The sequence below is a fragment of the Pararhodonellum marinum genome, assembly GCF_015354735.1.
GTDB classification, from domain to species: Bacteria; Bacteroidota; Bacteroidia; order Cytophagales; family Cyclobacteriaceae; genus Pararhodonellum; species Pararhodonellum marinum.
The window spans coordinates 95,335-114,456 of record NZ_JACEFJ010000011.1 but is presented as its reverse complement, the minus strand read 5'-3'; the positions used below and the strand labels follow the sequence as shown (position 1 = coordinate 114,456).

12 protein-coding genes are annotated in these 19,122 nt (G+C 41.9%); 11 read left to right on the top strand and 1 reads right to left on the bottom strand.

Annotation, left to right across the window (positions count from 1 at the left end; translation table 11 throughout):
- Nucleotides 1–121: 121 nt before the first annotated feature.
- The 9 genes from H1A14_RS17930 (at nucleotide 122) to H1A14_RS17890 (ending at nucleotide 15,302) form a co-directional block, all read left to right on the top strand.
- Nucleotides 122–1,288: a 1-deoxy-D-xylulose-5-phosphate reductoisomerase gene (locus H1A14_RS17930; protein WP_194777667.1), complete on the top strand. Its 1,167-nt coding sequence runs from the start codon at nucleotides 122–124 to the stop codon at nucleotides 1,286–1,288.
- Nucleotides 1,289–1,291: 3 nt separating this feature from the next.
- A complete protein-coding gene (gene rseP / locus H1A14_RS17925; RefSeq protein ID WP_194777666.1) occupies nucleotides 1,292–2,611 on the top strand; it encodes an RIP metalloprotease RseP in 1,320 nt (439 codons plus the stop codon).
- A 204-nt stretch (nucleotides 2,612–2,815) separates the two neighbouring features.
- Entirely contained in the window at nucleotides 2,816–4,030 is a 1,215-nt protein-coding gene (locus H1A14_RS17920) for a hypothetical protein (protein WP_194777665.1), read from the top strand.
- 873 nt (nucleotides 4,031–4,903) lie between these two features.
- Nucleotides 4,904–7,522, top strand: coding sequence for a glycosyl hydrolase-related protein (locus H1A14_RS17915; RefSeq protein ID WP_194777664.1), 2,619 nt, complete (start codon nucleotides 4,904–4,906; stop codon nucleotides 7,520–7,522).
- Between the two features lie 226 nt (nucleotides 7,523–7,748).
- Nucleotides 7,749–9,743 carry a right-handed parallel beta-helix repeat-containing protein gene (locus H1A14_RS17910; RefSeq protein ID WP_194777663.1) on the top strand — a complete coding sequence of 665 codons (1,995 nt, stop codon included), beginning with the start codon at nucleotides 7,749–7,751 and terminating at the stop codon, nucleotides 9,741–9,743.
- 63 nt (nucleotides 9,744–9,806) lie between these two features.
- The gene (locus H1A14_RS17905; protein WP_194777662.1) at nucleotides 9,807–12,359 is read left to right on the top strand and encodes a glycosyl hydrolase-related protein; all 2,553 of its coding nucleotides are present in this window, start codon (nucleotides 9,807–9,809) and stop codon (nucleotides 12,357–12,359) included.
- A gap of 126 nt (nucleotides 12,360–12,485) precedes the next feature.
- On the top strand, nucleotides 12,486–13,409 hold the full coding sequence (locus H1A14_RS17900) for an ROK family protein (protein WP_194777661.1): 924 nt from the start codon (nucleotides 12,486–12,488) through the stop codon (nucleotides 13,407–13,409).
- A 19-nt stretch (nucleotides 13,410–13,428) separates the two neighbouring features.
- Entirely contained in the window at nucleotides 13,429–14,370 is a 942-nt protein-coding gene (locus H1A14_RS17895; RefSeq protein WP_194777660.1) for a DMT family transporter, read from the top strand.
- Between the two features lie 8 nt (nucleotides 14,371–14,378).
- Nucleotides 14,379–15,302, top strand: a complete 924-nt coding sequence (locus H1A14_RS17890; RefSeq protein ID WP_194777659.1) for an SIS domain-containing protein — start codon at nucleotides 14,379–14,381, stop codon at nucleotides 15,300–15,302.
- 142 nt (nucleotides 15,303–15,444) lie between these two features.
- On the opposite strand, the gene H1A14_RS17885 is transcribed toward H1A14_RS17890, so the two are convergent.
- Nucleotides 15,445–16,314: an AraC family transcriptional regulator gene (locus H1A14_RS17885; protein WP_194777658.1), complete on the bottom strand. Its 870-nt coding sequence runs from the start codon at nucleotides 16,312–16,314 to the stop codon at nucleotides 15,445–15,447.
- Nucleotides 16,315–16,660: 346 nt separating this feature from the next.
- Here H1A14_RS17885 and H1A14_RS17880 point away from each other — a divergent pair, with 346 nt between their 5' ends.
- Nucleotides 16,661–17,593, top strand: a complete 933-nt coding sequence (locus H1A14_RS17880) for a sugar phosphate isomerase/epimerase family protein (RefSeq protein ID WP_194777657.1) — start codon at nucleotides 16,661–16,663, stop codon at nucleotides 17,591–17,593.
- 23 nt (nucleotides 17,594–17,616) lie between these two features.
- The gene (locus tag H1A14_RS17875) at nucleotides 17,617–18,816 is read left to right on the top strand and encodes a Gfo/Idh/MocA family protein (protein ID WP_194777656.1); all 1,200 of its coding nucleotides are present in this window, start codon (nucleotides 17,617–17,619) and stop codon (nucleotides 18,814–18,816) included.
- Nucleotides 18,817–19,122 lie beyond the last annotated feature (306 nt).

Here is a 19,122-nt window from a genome sequence, read left to right as displayed (position 1 = left end):
AAATATGGAAAAAAAAGCAGGCAAAACGCCCTTAACCTTGTAAATTTGTCAGCGTATTGCCATAACTTTTGCTTTTCATGGGATGTTATCCCTTAAAGCCCCTTTCGGAAAAAACAGATACATGTCAAATAGAAAGCGGATAGCCATTTTAGGCTCCACAGGAAGCATAGGTACACAAACACTCGAAGTAATCAGAAATCACCCTGAACGATTTGAAGTAGAGGTACTGACCGCCCACAACAATGCGGATTTACTGATCGCGCAGGCATTGGAATTTCAGCCCAACTGTGTGGTGATAGGCAATGAGGACCTCTATGTGCAGGTCAAGCAGGCCCTCGATCCCCAATACATCAAAGTGTATGCGGGGGAAATTGCGCTGACCCATGTGGTGGAAATGGATTCCATAGATATGGTATTGACAGCCTTGGTGGGTTATGCCGGATTGATCCCTACTATACACGCGATCAGGGCCAAAAAGCCCATTGCCTTGGCCAACAAAGAAACTTTGGTTGTGGCGGGGGAATTGATCACCCGATTGGCAAGGGAAAATGCGGTGAATATTTATCCCATTGACTCTGAGCATTCGGCGATATTCCAGTGTTTGGTAGGGGAGTTTCACAACCCTATCGAAAAGCTCATCTTGACTGCCTCTGGGGGGCCATTTAGAGGCAAAGACAGGGATTTTCTAAAGACTGTGACCAAAGCCCAGGCTTTGAAACATCCCAATTGGGATATGGGGGCCAAGATCACCATAGACTCCGCCTCTTTGATGAACAAAGGGCTCGAGGTGATAGAAGCCAAATGGTTGTTTGGGGTGGATGCCAAGCAGATTGAAGTGATCGTTCATCCTCAGTCTATCGTGCATTCTTTGATACAATTTACAGATGGATCCATCAAAGCGCAACTCGGACTACCCGATATGCGTATCCCCATTCAGTTTGCTCTTTCTTATCCGGAAAGGATACCGTCTGATTTTCCCAGGTTTGATTTTGCTCAATATGCCTCCTTGACATTTGAACAACCGGACCCGAAGACCTTTCAAAACCTGCAATTGGCATACGATGCCCTCAACCGGGCAGGCAATGCTCCCTGTATTTTAAATGCGGCCAATGAAATAGCTGTGGCTTCATTTTTGAAGGAAGAATTGGGCTTTCTGGAAATGTCGGACCTGATCAGAGCCATGATGCATGAAGTAGAGTACATCAGGCACCCTTCCTTGGCAGATTATGTTGAAACTGACAGGATGACAAGAATTAGGGCCAAAGAATATTTAAAGCGTAAAAATTAAGAAATGGATACATTAGTGATGGTAGCCCAACTTCTGTTGGGGTTGTCAATTTTGGTAGGATTACACGAGTTGGGCCACCTGCTTACCGCCAAGATGTTTGGCATGCGGGTGGAAAAATTTTCCATCGGTTTTCCGCCAAAAATTGTCGGTTTTAAATGGGGAGAAACGGAATATTCCATCGGAGCCATACCCTTGGGAGGTTTTGTGAAAATCTCGGGGATGGTTGATGAATCTTTAGATACAGAAAAACTTTCCGGGGAACCGGAACCATGGGAATTCAGGGCCAAGCCGGCCTGGCAGCGTTTGATTGTGATGTTAGGAGGAATTATCGTCAATGTCCTTACCGGGGTTTTGATCTTTATTGCCTTGGTGTACAATCGAGGAGAAACATATTATTCCAGGGATCAGGTCATTGAGCACGGCATAGTGGCTTTTGACATTGGACAGCAGATTGGCTTTCAGGACGGGGATAAGGTCTTGGACATCAATGGTCAGCCTTATGAAAGCCTCTCTGATCTCAGCAGCGGAGATGCCCTGCTTAGCGATGAAGGATATTACACAGTAGAGCGCGACGGCGAGGTAATCCGAATAGATATTCCACGAGGTTTCATCAATTCTTTTTCCAATCAGAAAAGCATGTCTCAGTTCATTGACATTGCTATACCGTTCGAAATAAGGGAAATTGATCCCAAAGGAAATGTAGCCCATCTTGATTTAAAGGAGGGGGATAGGGTAGTGGCAGTGAATGATAAGCCCATTCGTTATTTCAGTGACTTCAAACAAGTTCTGGAAGAAAACACGGCCTTGTCTGTGCAGATGACCTTTCAAAGAGGAGAAGAGGTATTTACTGAACCTGTAGAAGTCAGTCCCAAAGGAACCATCGGTATCTATGTCAATCCCTATGTAGAACCTGTCCAAAGGAAATATACATTCGCCCAGTCCATTCCAAAAGGAACTGAAAGGGCTTTCAGTGTGGTGATCTTGAATGCCCGTGCTTTGGGTAAAATGTTTACCGGGGAGGTTTCCACCAAAAATGTGAGTGGACCCATTGGAATGGCCAAAATCTACGGTGATACCTGGGACTGGGTGAAATTTTGGAGCATCACAGGTCTGATTTCCATGATCCTGGCATTTATGAATTTGTTGCCCATTCCTGCCTTGGATGGTGGGCACGTCATGTTTTTACTGTATGAAATGATCTCAGGCCAAAGTCCATCCGACCGTTTTTTGGAAAATGCCCAAAAGGTGGGTATGGTGCTCTTGTTGGCTTTGATGGTATTTGCCATCGGCAATGACATCTTAAAGATCTTTACCGGAGGTTAAGCATTGTATTTCTCAAAATTTTAAAGGAGGGTTTTGCCCTCCTTTTTTTGTTTATGACGTAAGTTATCCCGGATGGAAAAGTCATTGTATCAAGCCTTTTTATTGGATTAAAATACATCTTTAGGTTGTTAAAAATATTTTTAGTTGAAAAGCTTTTTATTTCTGGTTTTCTGATTATCATTGCTTGATTTTAACCCCAAGGATATGCCATTCAAATCCATGTTTTTAGGAGCTTTGTTTTTGTGTTCCATGATGCTTACTCCCGCACTTTTCGCCCAAAACCAATCAGATTTCATTCAATTGAATGATGGAGAAAAAAGAACGGGAAAAGTAATCCTGAATGAAGATGACAAAACCCACACCTCCCTTCTGTTTTTAGGGGATAGTGGCAAAAAAGAAAGGTATGGACCGGCCGACCTTCATTCATTTTATGCAGCCGATTTTGGTTTTTTCATTTCCGAATACCTGATTCAGGGAAGGGAGAAGGTTTTTGTACAGGTTTTGGTCAAAGGAGAAAAGGACCTGTTGTATTACAAAGGCCGGTTTTATCTGTCCTCTGAAGGAAAATTTCTGCCCTTGATCAAAGAGAATTTACAAAGCGACGGCAAGCAGAATACTTACGTCACCAAAGAACAGTACAAGGGATTTCTTTCCTATGCCTTTTTTCAGGAATCCTGTCAGTTGGAAATGAATCGGAGGATAGGAGAAACTGGCTTAAGAAAAAACCAATTGATTGATTTGTTTGCTTTTTACCACGAATGCGCAGGAAAGGATTTTCAGGTGTACCATGTTAAACAATCATCCATCAGGTTCCAAAAAACCTTGGCAATAGGGTCTTCTCAGTTGACAACGGATAGTGGTATTGAAAGCATAAATCCTTCTATTTCTCTACAGTCAACTGTCCGGATGCATTTCCCCAGAATCACCAACCGATTTTTTCTGGAAGCAGGCTTGAATTTCCAGGAATTTGATTTGGAGTACCGGAGTGAGACTGTCAATGTAAATACGTATTACCTTACCGAGGAAGACTTTGAATTGAGAATGATAGGTATTCCGATTACCCTGAATTATACATTCTATTCCAATCGAAATCTAAAGCTTTACGGGGGGCTTGGGGCAAGCTATTATTTCTTATCCAAAAACACGAATTGGATGCAAGGGACCAGAACTCAGAAGTACGTTTTCGTGAATAGGGATGATGATATCACCTATTTTGATCCCCTTCCACTTGAATTCCCCAAAACCAGACTGATGAGAAGCCTTAAAGCCGGGGTAGAGTTTCCTGTCAAAAAAATCGGGGCCTTGATGTTCGAAGTTCAACTTGACGCCACCAACAGGTTGCTGGCTGAACAGGGATTGAATGGGAACAGCAGGGTGTTCAGTTACCTTACCAGTTACAGGTTGGGATTTAGGTTTTGATCGGGAATTCAACCCTATATTATATTCAGATGTAAAATTTGAAAAGTATTTCAATCCATTGAGACAATTTTATTGAGAAATACGTCACGATAGATAAATACTGTCATGAAATCCTGTGGTCTATTGTTTGCTTTTTCCCTCCTTTGCATGACTTCATGTCATGAAAGAATGGAACCAAGTTTTGCCTGTTCTGTTTCAGACCCCATTGAAAACATTGGATGGCTTTCAGAGCGGGTTCAAGAGTTGGAAGCAAACCTGTTTCCTTCCTATTTTTATATAATCAAGGCCAGTTACCTTTCGAAAACTGTATTTGTAATCCTAAGCTGTTGTCCAAGCTGTTCCTCTCCTAAACCTTCAGTTATAAACTGCGAAGGGGAAACAATCGGCCACTTAGGGATAGATGAGGGTGGGATTGACTATAGTCGTTTTAAAGATGTCGAGGTTATTTGGAAGGGAAAAAAATTTGCCTGTATTATATAATGTCTCCAACATGGAGGTGTTTAGTAATGAAGTTAGAGGTGATTTGCATTAACAACATTTTAACTTTTCAGAATTTCCAATTCCATTTTCCACATTGGTTCATCCATGGTGTTAGGCCGTTGATTTAGCGTTTGCTGACCCTATCACCTTATTTTTTTCTACCCTTTTGATCAACATCTGATGAAATTGTATTACAACTGGCAATTGGAGTACAATTTTTTTTAGGGTTACTCTGGTATTTTTGGATTGACCAAATTACTGTTTCCTTTAAGCCTATTCCGCTTTGTTTTTTAATCTTTTATTTATCTAAAAGACAATGAAAATTTTGCCTATGGATTAAATACAAAGCGATAGGAATAAAGGAAAACATCAATGGATCAAAAAACCTTGAAAATGAAGAAAAACGTTTCTACGCTCATTACAATTGCTGTTGTTTTGCTCTCTGTTCCATACACGCTGTATGCTCAGCAGGTCAAGAGATTGTATATCGCCATCGATGACCACACAGATTATATGTGGACAGCCAATGAGGTAGATTACGATTCCGCTTTTGTCCATATGTTAGATTACTACTTGGATGAGATTGATGCGACCAAAGACAATCCTTCTGACTTTCAGGCGAGGTTCAATTGTGATGGGAGCATTTGGCTCCAAGCCTATCAAAAACACAGGACAGCCAAACAATTTGATAGGTTAATTGCTGCCATCAAATCCGGTCATATCAGTAGTCCGCTCAATGCGGTCATCAATTGCTTTGGCTCCCAACCTACTGAGGCGGTGATCAGGGGGATGTTTTATGCAGGTCAGTTGGAAAGGGATTATGATGTCAGATTCCGCATGGCAGGAGGGATGGAAAACAACACTATTCCTTTGGGATTGAGCTCCCTTTGGGCCGGCTCCGGAGCAAAATACAGTTGGTATGGAATCGGCGGATATGCCAGTCAGATGTCCTATGAATACCGGGAAAACCGCCGCAACCAACTTTACCGATACACCGGTTTGGATTCTTCCAGTGTGATCATGAAATGGTACACTTATCAGGAAGGTGTATTGACACCATTTGGTAGTTATGCCGAAACCAGGACCACCTTCAAGTCCACGGATGTGGTCAGTGAATTGGCGACGCTGATTCCCCGAATGGAGAAAATGGCGGATACCATTTCTGCAGAATCAAAGTATCCATACAATGCGGTGGGGAATTTCGGGTATGGTCATGATGACCTTGAAACTTACCGGGCACCGGAATTTATCCAAGTTGCCCAAAATACGACAACTCCGGAAAGGAAAGTCAGGGTTTCTGTTTTGGAGGACTTTTTTGAGGACATAGGAAAAAACTACCCCAGCCTTCCTTCCGAGACCTTGAGCTATGGAAATGAATGGGATTTATATACCGCTTCCATGAACGAGACCACTGCAAAAATGCGAAGGTCTACAGAGAAGTTGCGTACTGCTGAGGCTCTTGCCACAATTGTTTCCTTGAAAAAACCTGGATTTGACAAACAGTTGAAAGCATCAAGGGAGAAAGCTTGGGATTCATTTGGGCTGTATTGGGAACACGATTGGACAGCAGATAGCAAAGTTGCGATTGCTGAAAGGGCGGATTGGCAGATCAGGTTGCAGGAAAACCTTGAAAACTATGTGGATTCCCTTCAATTGCTTAGTGCCGATCATCTAGGGAGTCTGATCAACAGTGACAATCAAAACAGGTTTTATGTCTTCAATCCCCTTAGCTGGGAAAGAAATGATTATGCGGATTTTGAATACAGTGGGCAAGATCCGGTCAGGGTCATTGACCTAACCGATAAAAAAGAAGTTCCAAATCAATTGATCCAAAAGGGGGATAAAACCTACATCAGGATAGCAGCAACCAACATCCCCTCTATGGGATATAAAGTATTTGAAATCCAAAAAGGAAATCCAAAGCAAGGGAAAAACCCGTTCACAATTTCGGGAGAATATGTTTCAAATGAATTTTTCAAAGTAAGACTCAGCCCTTCAGGTGCCATTACGGAAATCATTGATCTGAAAGCCAATAACCGTCAACTGGTCAATACCTCAAATGGCAGGTTTGTCAATGGTTTGGGAGTCAATGACCCGAATGTTGGAAGTAAGATTGAAATCGAAAATGAAGGCCCTGTTTCCGTCACTTTGAAGGCTATTTCAAATGATCCGGTCAAGCATACGGTAAGGGTAACGCTATTTGCAGACCTACCAATGATTGAGATTCAGGACAGTATACAGGAAAATTTTAGAGATGTGAATACCTGGTCTTTTGACTTTGACCTCAATAAGCCTACCACAAGGCATGAGGAATTAGGTGCGATCTTAACCGTAAAAACTGAAGATAACGGAGGTCATTATTCTTCCCAACAGGCAAGGTATGATTGGCAGACCTTCAACCATTTTGCCACTTTGAGTGAAGACCAATATGGTGTCACCATTTCCAATATTGACTGTAGTTTTTTCAGTTTGGGAGAGAGTGGTGTTTATTCCTTGGACGAAACCTCATCCTATCTACAGGCTTTGGCAGGCGGTCAGGTGGATACCAAATGGGAGGATGGCAATGCGTTGGGATTCCCCAACCAAAATGGGCAGACCGACTTTCTGTATCAATTTGCCCTGAAAACACATCAGGGAGATTTCGATCCCATTGAGGAAATGAGATTCTCTCTAGAACACCAAAATCCCCTTTTCACGGGCAAAGTGACAGGGGATCATTTACAAAGCAATGAAACCACCTATTCGCTTTTAACCATCGATAACCCAGATGTTTTGCTTTGGAGTGTTAAGCCTGCAGAAGAAGGAATTGAAAAGGGCATCATGGCGAGATGCTGGAATATGAATGCAAATCCATTGACGATCAAAATCAAACTGAAACTTCCCATCCAACAAGCTTGGCAAACCACGCATATAGAAACTGATTTGGTGGAGTTGGAGCCAAGTGGGAATACCTTGCCTGTCGATTTCAACCAACATCAGCTCAAAACTTTTAGAATCATTCCCCGAAAGTAAATAAAACCAAAAAGTAATAGTGAAAACAAAATATGTATGTACTCAATAATACCAGTAAAATGGTAATTCAATATAATTCTTGGAATTAGACTGACATGTCCGGTACATCCCTGCCTGCCGGCAGGCAGGGGTCATCGGTCATCGGACTTCCAATAAATCCGAAATAAAAAAATAGTTTTCTTACAAAGAAGCTGAAAACCATTAAAAATTCTTAACCCACAAACCTATGATAGCCTATTTCGATTCTTTTTCAGATTTCCTGAAAGCAAACCTTAAGCTTGCTTTCAGGATTTCATTTTCATTTATGCTGATCTTGGCGGTTGTTTTCACAGACACCCAAGCCCAAGCCATATACACCACCGACTTCAACAAAGAAGAACATTACTGGAAAGATTATGAGCCAAAAGCCCAATGGGACAGCTTATCCGCCTTTGTTGACAATCAAAAGTTATCGGCTAAAGCGGAATGGGGAAAGTTCGGCACGGTGGACATTGCAAACACCACCATTCCTTCTGATGGTTTAAAACTGACCATCCATGAACTCGGAACAACCAAGGAATGGAAAGCATCCCTGAATTCCGGATTGTTGCCTATCCAAAACCAGGAAAAAAATTTGGGGAAACTGACCATCAGTTTTGACCATGCGGTTTCCACCAACCGTCCCATCCTCGTCAAAATCGAATCTTTTGACAAGGAAAAAAGGAGGACAGGAGCACTGGAAAAGCATGTATATCCGGCCACTTCTGATTTTTATCTTCGCTCAACCATGGAACTTTCGGAAATGCAAGCTTCAGGGACGGGGAAATTCAACCCGGAGGATCCATTCGTACAGTTTAGCTTTCAAATCAGCAACTTGGAAATAGCTGATTTCAATGAAGACTCCGTCGCCCTTCGAATCGATAATTTTGCATACAGCAAACCTGCTTTTTATGTAAGTCCACAGGGAAATAACAACAATGACGGACGTACGGAAAAAACAGCATTTGCAGATCCACAGAAAGCATTGGATGTAGCAAAAAAGGGAGACATCATTTTGTTAATGGATGGCACCTACCAAAATCCTGACCCGAAAAACTCCAATCAACTTGCTGTGGCGCATTTTAGACGTCCCGGAGGTCCAGCTGCCTATATTACCCTAAAAAATTACCCTGGTCACAAACCTGTGATTTTATGTCACGGAAGCGATGGCGTGATGATTTCACAGGGAAGTAAATACGATTTTAGTGAGACCCCGCTTTTTTCCTATCTCGAAATCCGGGGATTGACTATTCGTGGTAATAGTGAAGAAGTTTTCACGCTATATCCAGATGAAATCGGACACCCCACAAAAAATACCGAAACCAAGGGGATTAATATTGATGCAACCTATGCACCGACAAGGATGTACCATCATATCAGAATTGCGGATAATATGGTGGAATACTTTGGGTCAGATGGGATTTTTGCTTCAGCCATTGATTACCTAACCCTTGAAAACAATATCATCCGGTTTAACAATTATACTACTGTTGCCTATGCGATGGCAGGATTTTCCTTGATGATGTATTCGGATTTTGACAAGGTGGATAATGTGACCAAAATTTTGGTGAGAGGAAATGAGGTTTATGGTAATCAGCGCAAAGTACATAAGAAAATAGGTGAGCCTAAAATTTTCAATGGCAATGGGATGCTGTTTGATGCCAATTCTGAAGAGTACCTCTATCCCGATGCATACCTTGGAAGAACGCTGATCCAAAATAACCTTGTTTATGGAAATGGAGGAGGAGGTATACAAAATTGGGGAAGTCACCGGTTGGACATCGTCAACAATACCTTATACCACAATGGGATTACTCCTGACCTCAAATGGGGAAACTTGGGATTTGATTTTTGTAAGGATGTCAATGTAGTCAACAACATAGTGGTTGCCCTTGATGACCGTCCTTTGGATAGATGGCTGGAAAAAAGGGAAGATAGAAATACGGCAAATATTGTCAGGGTCAACAACCTGTATTTCGGTGGTGTCATACCCAATGTCAAAGGGCAGGGAGACATCGTAGCAGATCCGCTTTTCGTCAATCCCACTTTGGATCATCATACCGCTGACTTCAACTTAAAAGAAAATAGCCCTGCTATTGGTGCCGGGATTTTTCAAAAAGAAAATATTCCGGTCATCGATATCAATGGCAAATGGAGACAGATAAAAAGCACAGGCGTGACATTGGGATCATTGGAAAAGTAAGTGTTCGAACATAAGTAGATTACTTGTCCTTGTTTCTTTTCTTTCCAGACTAAATATTAATTAATGAAAAGTATACCAATTGTTTTATTTGCCTTGTTAGCTGCTGGAATAACCCAAACATTTGGACAGGTCACTCCTAAGCAAGTCTACATTTCCAATGACGACCATACGGATTATATGTGGACGGGAAACGAGGCGCAATACAGGGAGGCGTTTATGAAAATGTTGGATTATTATATCGCACAAAGTGACAGCACCTTATCGCTGCCATCTCCGTATCAGGGAAGATTTAATGCCGATGGGACTTTTTGGTTGTGGGAATATGAAAAAAACAAAAGCCCTGAAGCTTTTCAAAAACTGATAGACAAGATCAAATCCGGTCATATCAGTGTGCCTTACAATGCCTTGGTTTCATGCTATGGCGCCAATAACGTGGAGGGGGTTTTGAGGGGGATGTATTACGCCGGAGAACTGGAAAGGAAATATGGATTGGAACTGGATCAAGCTGTGGCGATGGAAAATCAGACCCTACCCCTCGGTTTAGGGTCCCTTTGGGCAGGGTCGGGTGTGAAGTACAGTTGGAAGGGCGTATGTGACTGTGCGACCAAAGTTTCTGGATTGAGTCAAAGGGATAAGGAAATCTATTGGTACAGTGGATTGGACAGTTCGCAGGTATTGATGAAATGGTATTCCATCGTACCGGGCAAGGAAGGAAACAAGCAACTTGGTGGCTATGCTGAAGCTCGGGATCCTGCATTGGCAGTTGACCAGTTGAGTGAATTGTGTGAGGCACCGAATTATCCTTACCGGATTGCAGGGGCTTTTGGATATGGTTGGGATGACTTGGAAACCACCACGAATGCCTTTATCAAAACTGCCCAGGAAAAAACCACTGCTGACCAGCAGGTGATCGTTTCCAACCAATCTGATTTTTTTAAGGCATTCAAAGCAGCCTATGGACACCACCTGCCCAAAGAGTCTTTGGCTTATGGAAATGAATGGGACGTCTATAGTGCCTCCATGGCAGAGGTTTCATCCCAAGTCAAGCGGTCCATTGAGAAATTGAGGGCAGCTGAAGCCATGGCTACAATCGCACTGCAAAGTAACCTGACTTTCTTGGACCATTTGGAAGAAAAAAAGAGGGAGGCTTGGATGGCTTTGGGTTTGTATTATGAGCATGACTGGACGGCTGATGGACCTGTATCACGCGACGAAAGGGCAATATGGCAAAGGAAAATAGAAGCGCAATTGACTGATTATGTAGATGAATTGTATGAACTGGCACAAAAGGAACTGGGTAAGCAAATCAAAGGGAAATCCAACAAAACCCGTTTCTATGCTTTCAATCCTTTGGGTTGGACAAGGACAGATTTTTGCGATTTTCCTTACAACGGACCCACAGATGTCAAAGTGATTGATCTGGATTCAAATCTTGATGTACCTTTCCAATTTATTAAGGAACAGGGATTTAAATCCATCCGGATTTTGGCAAAAGAAATCCCATCGGCAGGGTATAAAGTTTACGAAATTAGGAAAGGTAAATCAAGGCCATTTTCAGCAGCTGCAAAAGCTGAAGGAGAGTTTATCGAAAATGATTTTTTCAAACTGAAGCTTACAAACCAGGGAGTCATCACCAGTTTGATTGATAAAAAGAATGGTAATAAAGAGTTGGCTTCACAGATCAATGGGAAATTCATGAATGACTTAGGTTCGGGTGATAAAAGTGGGGAAGAATTAGAGGTGCTAAATTCAGGACCCGTTTCTCTGACAATTGTGGCTAAAGGAAAATCGCCTTTGGCACATACCACCAAAATTACGCTTTTCAAAGATATCCCAAGAATTGACATCCATAATCAGATTACCGAGAATTTTGGAGAAACCCATTCCTGGACTTTTTCCCATAGTCTGGAAGGGTCGGAAGTATGGCACGAGGAACTGGGTGCGGTCATCAAAGCCAAACCCTATACAGAAGGTGGACATTATGCAAATAAAAACGGAAGGTTTGATTGGTTGACATTAAATCATTTTGCAGCGATTGAAGCAGGGGATATTAGCCTGACCTTGTCCAATCCGGATTGTTCCTTTATGAAATTGGGAAATAGTGAGTTGGATAATCTCGATTCAAAAACCCCACAACTCTCCATTTTGGCGGGAGGACAGGTAGATGGAAAAGGCTTAGGGATTTTGGACCAAGATGGGGATTCCCTTTTTATCCAAAGATTTGCATTGGGAACACAGCCGGTTTATGAGGCTGCATCCTCCATGCGCTTTGCATTGGAACACCAAAACCCATTGGTTTCCGGTCCGGTTTCCAATGAAAAGGGAGAATTACCAGAACATACCTACTCGTTTTTGAACATTGAAAACCCCAATATTTTGCTTTGGAGCCTCAAACCTTCCGAAGATGGAAATGAAAATGGATTTGTAACCAGATTCTGGAATCTTGGAAATCAGGATCAAACCACAAAAGTTTCTTTCCATAAGTCCATAAGCTCAGCATTCCATACCACCCATGTGGAAACAGATATCAGTCCGGCAACAGTTGGGAGTGGTGTTTTGCAAGAAAAAATTGGCCAAAATCAGATCAAGACCTTTCGAATCAAATTCAATAAATGAAAATAAAAATCATGTCCAAATGCTCAAATGTTGGCAAACATCCGTCATCGGTCATCGGACAATTTACTGAAACAAATATTTGATGATTGTCCTTAAACAATAGATAAACATTAGACTAAAGCACCCATGACCAAACTAGCCATAGGAATAGATATCGGAGGGACAATGACCAAAATTGGTTTGGTGCACCTGGATCAAGTCAGGGTCTTGGAAATCTTTCTAACTAGCACTGAAAAAGTAGATGCCAACAGTTTTATCAGCAACCTTAGCCAAGGAATCGGTACCCTAAGGGAAAAGGCGAAAAATGTATTCCATGCAGATGTGGTGGGCATCGGAATCGGAGTTTCGGGATTTGTTTTTGAAAATGGGCTGGTGGATACAACCTACGGTTTTCAACAGTTTATGGAAGATTATCCTTTGGCAGTTATCATCCAAAAGTTGACAGGCTTGACCTGCAAAGTGGACAATGATGCAAGATTGGTTGTATTGGGGGAGGCCTTGGCAGGAAAAGGGGTAGGTTTTGAAAGGGTTATGGGATTGACATTGGGTACAGGCTTGGGAATTGGTTTTGTGAATCGTGGCAAGTTGTATGATGAATTGCCATTTGCCCATATGGCAGGACATATGACGATTAAGGAAAATGGGGAGAAATGCTATTGTAGTAAAACAGGATGCCTTGAATCACTGGTCTCAGCCTCAGGATTGATGGCAAAAGCAGATAGTCTGAACTGGTTTACCCAAAATCCCCAATACCATAACGAACTCAAATCCCTGTTTGAAGCAGCACAATCAGGCAATGTACCTGCAAGACAAATCATCGAAGAACTCATCCAAAATCTCAAAATTGGGATATCTAATTTCATCAATATTTATGCTCCTGAAATGATTGTATTGGGTGGCGGCATGTCCAAAAGCCTCCATCCATACCTCCCACAAATAAGTCAGATCAAGGATTTGGCGCCATTTAAAAATTATAAGGTCCAGATCAGCTGCTCCGATTTGGGAGAAAAAGCAGGGGTCATTGGAGCAGCCGCACTATTCAAAAATTAATTAAATAAAAATGAAAAACATGTTTTTATCAAACGTACCCCGATGGTTGCTTTTCTCTATACTGGCAGCATTCTGTTGGGGAGTATGGGGCATATTGGCAAAGTTCGTTTCAGCAGACATCAGTCCCTTCACCAACCATATTTTATTTACCATTGGGATGTTGTTTACAGTGCCTTTTATTATCAAAAAGTGCAAGAAAAGTACTTTCAATTTAAATGGGATTATATGGGGCCTTGTAGCGGGCATCCTGGCCGTCATCGGGAATGTTGCCGTTTACCAATCTTTTGGAAGTGGGGGATTGGCTGCGGTCGTAATTCCTGTCACCAACCTTTATCCTTTGGTGACGATCGTGATCGCTTTGTTGGTGTTCAAAGAAAAGATGCATTGGATGAATGGAATCGGGATTTTAATCGTGGTTCCGGCCATCATCATGTTGTCGGGACAGGCTGAAATTTTCGATGACCCATCCCTTTTCTTTTCCAATCTGGGTTTGAATACCTGGTTGATATTTGCTTTGATTGCGCTGCTTTTTTGGGGGTTGTTCAGTGCAGCCCAGAAGGTGGCCACCAATTACATCTCCGCGGAGTGGTCTTACCTCAGTTTTATCGGTTCTTCGATTTTGATATCGCTGGGATTTATCGCTTTCGGTTATGTCCATTTTGATTTCAGCAGCCAAACCTTGATGGTGGGCTCTTTGGTGGGCATGTTGAATGGATTGGGCGTACTGTCAAGTTTTGTGGCGTATAGTTCTCAAGGAAAGGCTTCAAAAGTAACTACCATTGCCGGCGCCTTACAACCTGTCTTTACGATTGCCTTGGCCATCTTGCTTTTAGGAGAAAGGTTGTCCATCATAGAGACCATCGGGATCAGTCTGGCCATTTTAGGTTCTTTATTCCTTTCGGTTGAGAAAGAAAAAGAAGTTATCCCCTTCGATAATCCTTATATTTATAAAAATCAATAAGACATACGATGGAAAATATTCTCCAGGAATTGATGGGTATTCCTCAAAGAGCAGAGGATTTTTGGCATAAAGCTCCGGATTACAAATTGCCTTTGGGTGTTCCCTATTTAGGGATGGGCTCATCTTACTATGCCCCAATGGCTTTCAAATATATGGGCATTGACATTCACCCTGAGATGGCTTCTGAGTATTACTATTACTTGAAAAAAGAAAAGAAGCTTCCCAATGCCGTGATCATTTCCCAGTCAGGTAAAAGTACTGAGTCGCTTTGGTGTTCGGCTCTATTTGAAAAATACATCAGCATCACCAATGATCCCCAAAGTCCGCTTTCCACATCCCCTTTTTCATCGGAAACCATTGAATTGCGGGCTGGTGAGGAACTGTACTCCTCTTCCAAAACCTTTGTCAATACGTTGTTGGCCTTGTTTAAGGGTTTTGGATTAGACGCCTCAGGTTCGGTTGAGCTAATGATAAAAAATTTTGATGCATACATCAAAAAAGGAGAGGAGATGGCTGATCTGTTATTTGATCAGTGGAATCAAAACCACATCCATGGCATTTATATCTTGGGAAGCGGGCCCAATATAGGGGCGGCCATGAACGCCGCTTTGATTCTGAGTGAAATCACCAAAAAGAATTTCCATGGCCTTTCTATGGCCCAATACGACCACGGTCCAAAAGAAACCGCCAAGGGAAGTGTGGTGATTCAGATCCTTGCAAAAGGGCAGGCTTATGAAAGAGCCCTCAAACTCAATCAAACCATTCAAAATGCAGGAGCAATAGTACTTACAATAGAAGAGCCTGCCGCGTCAGAAAATTTTTCTATCCTTCATAACATCATCCCATTCAACTTTATGGCTTATTTCCTTTCCAAAAAACTGGGGATAGTGGATGTTTTTGAGGTGGGGGGAAAGGTGACAGAAGTGGAGTAGGGTTTTCTTAAAGAAGTGGCTTTTTCACTAATACCATTCCTTGTTCATATAAGTTGAAATATTTTTTTCTGTGTACTTCGGTAAGGCGTAAAGTTATATCAAGGTGTTGAAGTTTAAAGGAAGAAGCGGATAACCATTTTTTTCACTTATGAAACTGCCTGGTATAAGCCAAAGGATTGATCTGGTATTTGTTTTTGAACTGACGGTTGAAATTGGAAAGGTTGTTGAACCCGCTTTCAAAACAGATTTCGGAAACACTCTTGTTGTTCTCCTGAAGCAGTTTGGTGGCATGGTTCAGCCTCACTTCATTGACAAAATTGACAAATGACTTTCTTGTCCTCTGGCTGAAATACCTTGAAAAAGAATTGGGAGACAAATTGACGAAATCTGCGACTTCATTGATGCTGATTTCATTTTTGAAATTGTTCATGACAAATTCAAAGATTTTGTTCATCCGGTCTGACTCAGCTTCGTTCTTGCCGATCATGTGGGACTGGGAAATGGGTGTGAGGTCAGCAGATTCGGATAGCAGATTGAGGATTTCCAATAGCTTGATCCATCGTGGCATCCCTTTTAGGGAAAGCATTTCATAAAGTATGTTGATACATTCAGTCTTGGTTTCCCCATGGATGTCCAAGCCAAGTTGGGATTTGACAAACAGGTTTTTGATGTTTTTTGCCTCTGGAAGGTCAAGAAAATTTTCTCCAAGGGATTTTTCAAGAAAATGGATGACTATGGACCTCGCTTCTTTTACACCTGATTTTTCTTCCTCGTAGTAGAATTCATCATTTCGATACAAATGGGGAAGATTCGGTCCAATAAATGCCAGGTCACCTTCATCAAAATCTGCAACTGAATCGCCAATAAATCGCTTCCCTGTGCTCTCCTGCACCAAGACAATTTCATACTCGGGATGAAAATGCCAAGGCGTGGGGAAAAACTGGTATTCGAAGGACTTGACGACAAAGGATTCCTCCGGCTCAGGCGGTAAATGCTCCAGTACTGCTTTCAATGGATATGTATTTTGATAAGGATCTTGCCAAAATTAAAGATATATTGAATAAATAGTACCATTTTGAAACAGAAATAATGTAGTCATGACAAATCAGGTTAGCTAATTTTATAAATTAAGGTTTACATTCATGGTCTAAAGTGATGAATCTCCTTCTAAATAAATCTCATAACCTTAAAATTTGCTATGGTGGAAAAGGTGAATTCAAATTCTCCAAAAGGTTGAAAAGCTTTTTTGAAATATAAATTTTAGGTTGCGATAGTGGATTGCGATACCTAACTGGATGAAAGGATCATATTTAGTTGCTTATTGATTGCTTTAATACCTACAATAGCCCAAGAACCGAATGAAAAAATCACCCTCCCAATCCCGAAGATCCTTTCTACACAAGTCTGCACTTACATCAGCAGGATTGATTTTTTTGCCTCAGATGGTAAACTCAGCGAGCAGTATGGATTTGAAACCAAAAATCCCAATTTACGGTCACCTTTGGGTGTACGCAAGCAAGTTTCCGCCAAACTGGGATGCTTACCCTGATTTGGAGACTGTATTCGCTGATATGAGTTATGCTGGCTTGGATGGAGTTGAATTGATGGAGTCTATCCTAAGGCATGAAGATGCTGTGTCAAAGCTCAAAGACTATAAAAACAAATACAATATTGCTGTATCGGGGTCTTCATATGGTGTGGGGATGAACCTGTGGGATGCTGGCCAACACCAAAAAATCGCAGATGATTTGGCCTTAGTTATTCCCCGATTGGCTGAAGTTGGAGGCAAAACCTTCGGAGTATCAGTAGGAAAAGCCGATCAAAAAAAATCGGAAGCTGAGTTGGATGCACAGGCAAAAACGCTGAAAGTCCTGATGAGCATCTGTGAAGATCATGGGATAGTGGCAAATCTCCACAACCATACTTATGAAATCGAAAATGACTTACATGATCTGAAAGGCACCTTGGCTAGAATCCCTGACCTTAAATTGGGACCTGACATCAATTGGCTGATCAGAGGTGGCGTCGATCCAGTAACATTTATCAAAACCTACGGAAAACAGATAGTATATGTACATCTTCGTGATCAATATGACCATGGTGAGTGGACAGAATACTTGGGACAAGGAAATACTGACTTTGAAGGCATTGCCAATGCTTTACGAGCGCAGGGATTTGAGGGTCAAGCTGCCATTGAACTGGCTTTTCCAAATGATTTTAGTCCCACTATTCCCCTTAAAGAAAGTTGGAAGCTAAGCAGGAAATTCGTCAAAAAAACTTTTGGCTGGTGATTCACAAAAAAAAACGCAAGACTATGAATATTTTAATGTTAGGATCAGGCTTTATAGCCCGTTTTTATGCTACCTCTCTTCACGCGCAAAGGAGGATAGACCGTGTCACAATGGTGTATTCGAGAAACAAAGATAATGCAGCGAGATTTGCTACGGATTTTGGTATTCAGCATTATACCGACAACATGGAGGAGGCCATTTCCAATCCAGATATTGAGGTGGTAATCATATCGTTGCCCAACCATTTACATGAAGAAGCTGTACAAGCTTGTGCTTCAGCCAAAAAACATGTTTTATGCACAAAGCCGCTGGGAAGAACAGCGGCTGAAGCTAAGAGAATGCTCCAAATGGTGGAGGATGCAGGGATATTTGCTGGATACTTGGAAGACTTATGTTATACGCCGAAGTTTTTGAAATCACTTCAAACGGTTAATTCAGGTGGATTAGGCAGAGTGCTCTGGACAAAATCCCGAGAAGCCCACCCCGGGCCACACAGTGATTGGTTTTGGGACAAGGAAAAATCGGGAGGAGGGGCAATGATCGATCTTGCCTGTCATTGTATCGAAATCGGAAGAAATTACATCGGAAAAAATGTAAGACCCATAGAAGTGATGTGTTGGGCAGATACACAGGTACATCCTATTGAGGCTGAAGACCACGCCATAGGGTTGGTTAAATATGCCAATGGAGCCATCAGTCAATTTGAGGTAAGCTGGTGCTTTAGGGGTGGGATGGATTTGAGGGATGAAGTCATGGGGACTGAAGGTACCATTTGGATCAATAATTTTCTCCGGACGGGATTTGAAACTTTTACCACTGGTGTAGGGGATGATTATGTGGCTGAAAAGGCTGAGGTAAACAAAGGTTGGTTGTTTCCAGTAGGCGATGAGGCACACGAATTAGGGTATCCGAATATGTTTACGGATATGTTTTCTGCCATAGAAGAAAACCGCGAACCATTGGAAACTTTTTATGATGGATACATCGTCAATGCGATCTTAGATGCAGCTTATAAATCAGCTGTGACTAGACTTTGGGAACCTGTACTAATCCAAGATTGGAGAGGAGAAGAACAGACCAAAACCCACAAATCAGAAGTATCATACGACGATGCCCACTTTCTGATCAAGGAGGAAAAACTACCCAATGGAGATATGAAATTTATCCTAAAGCATAAAAATACAGGTGAACTCTCACAAAAAGTCATACCATCAAAAAAATAAATATGGTTATCCGATTCTTTGCCAGTAACCCAATATTCATCTTCAAAAGGGTTGGAAGTCCGAAGTCGGAAGTCACCCACATTTTGTCGGGCAGGCCCGCCATGATCACTTATTTCTGGTGGAAGAGCTTTGATGTTGGAATGAATTGATTTCCAATAGATTTATTTACAAAATGATGCTGCAGATTCAAGCGGTAGATTTTCCTGAACTGCATTCAATTCCCAAGAATTCTGATAAGGTCCTATTAAAATTATGGAAATATTGAATAAATAGTACCATTTTAAATCAAAAACAATGTAGTCTTCC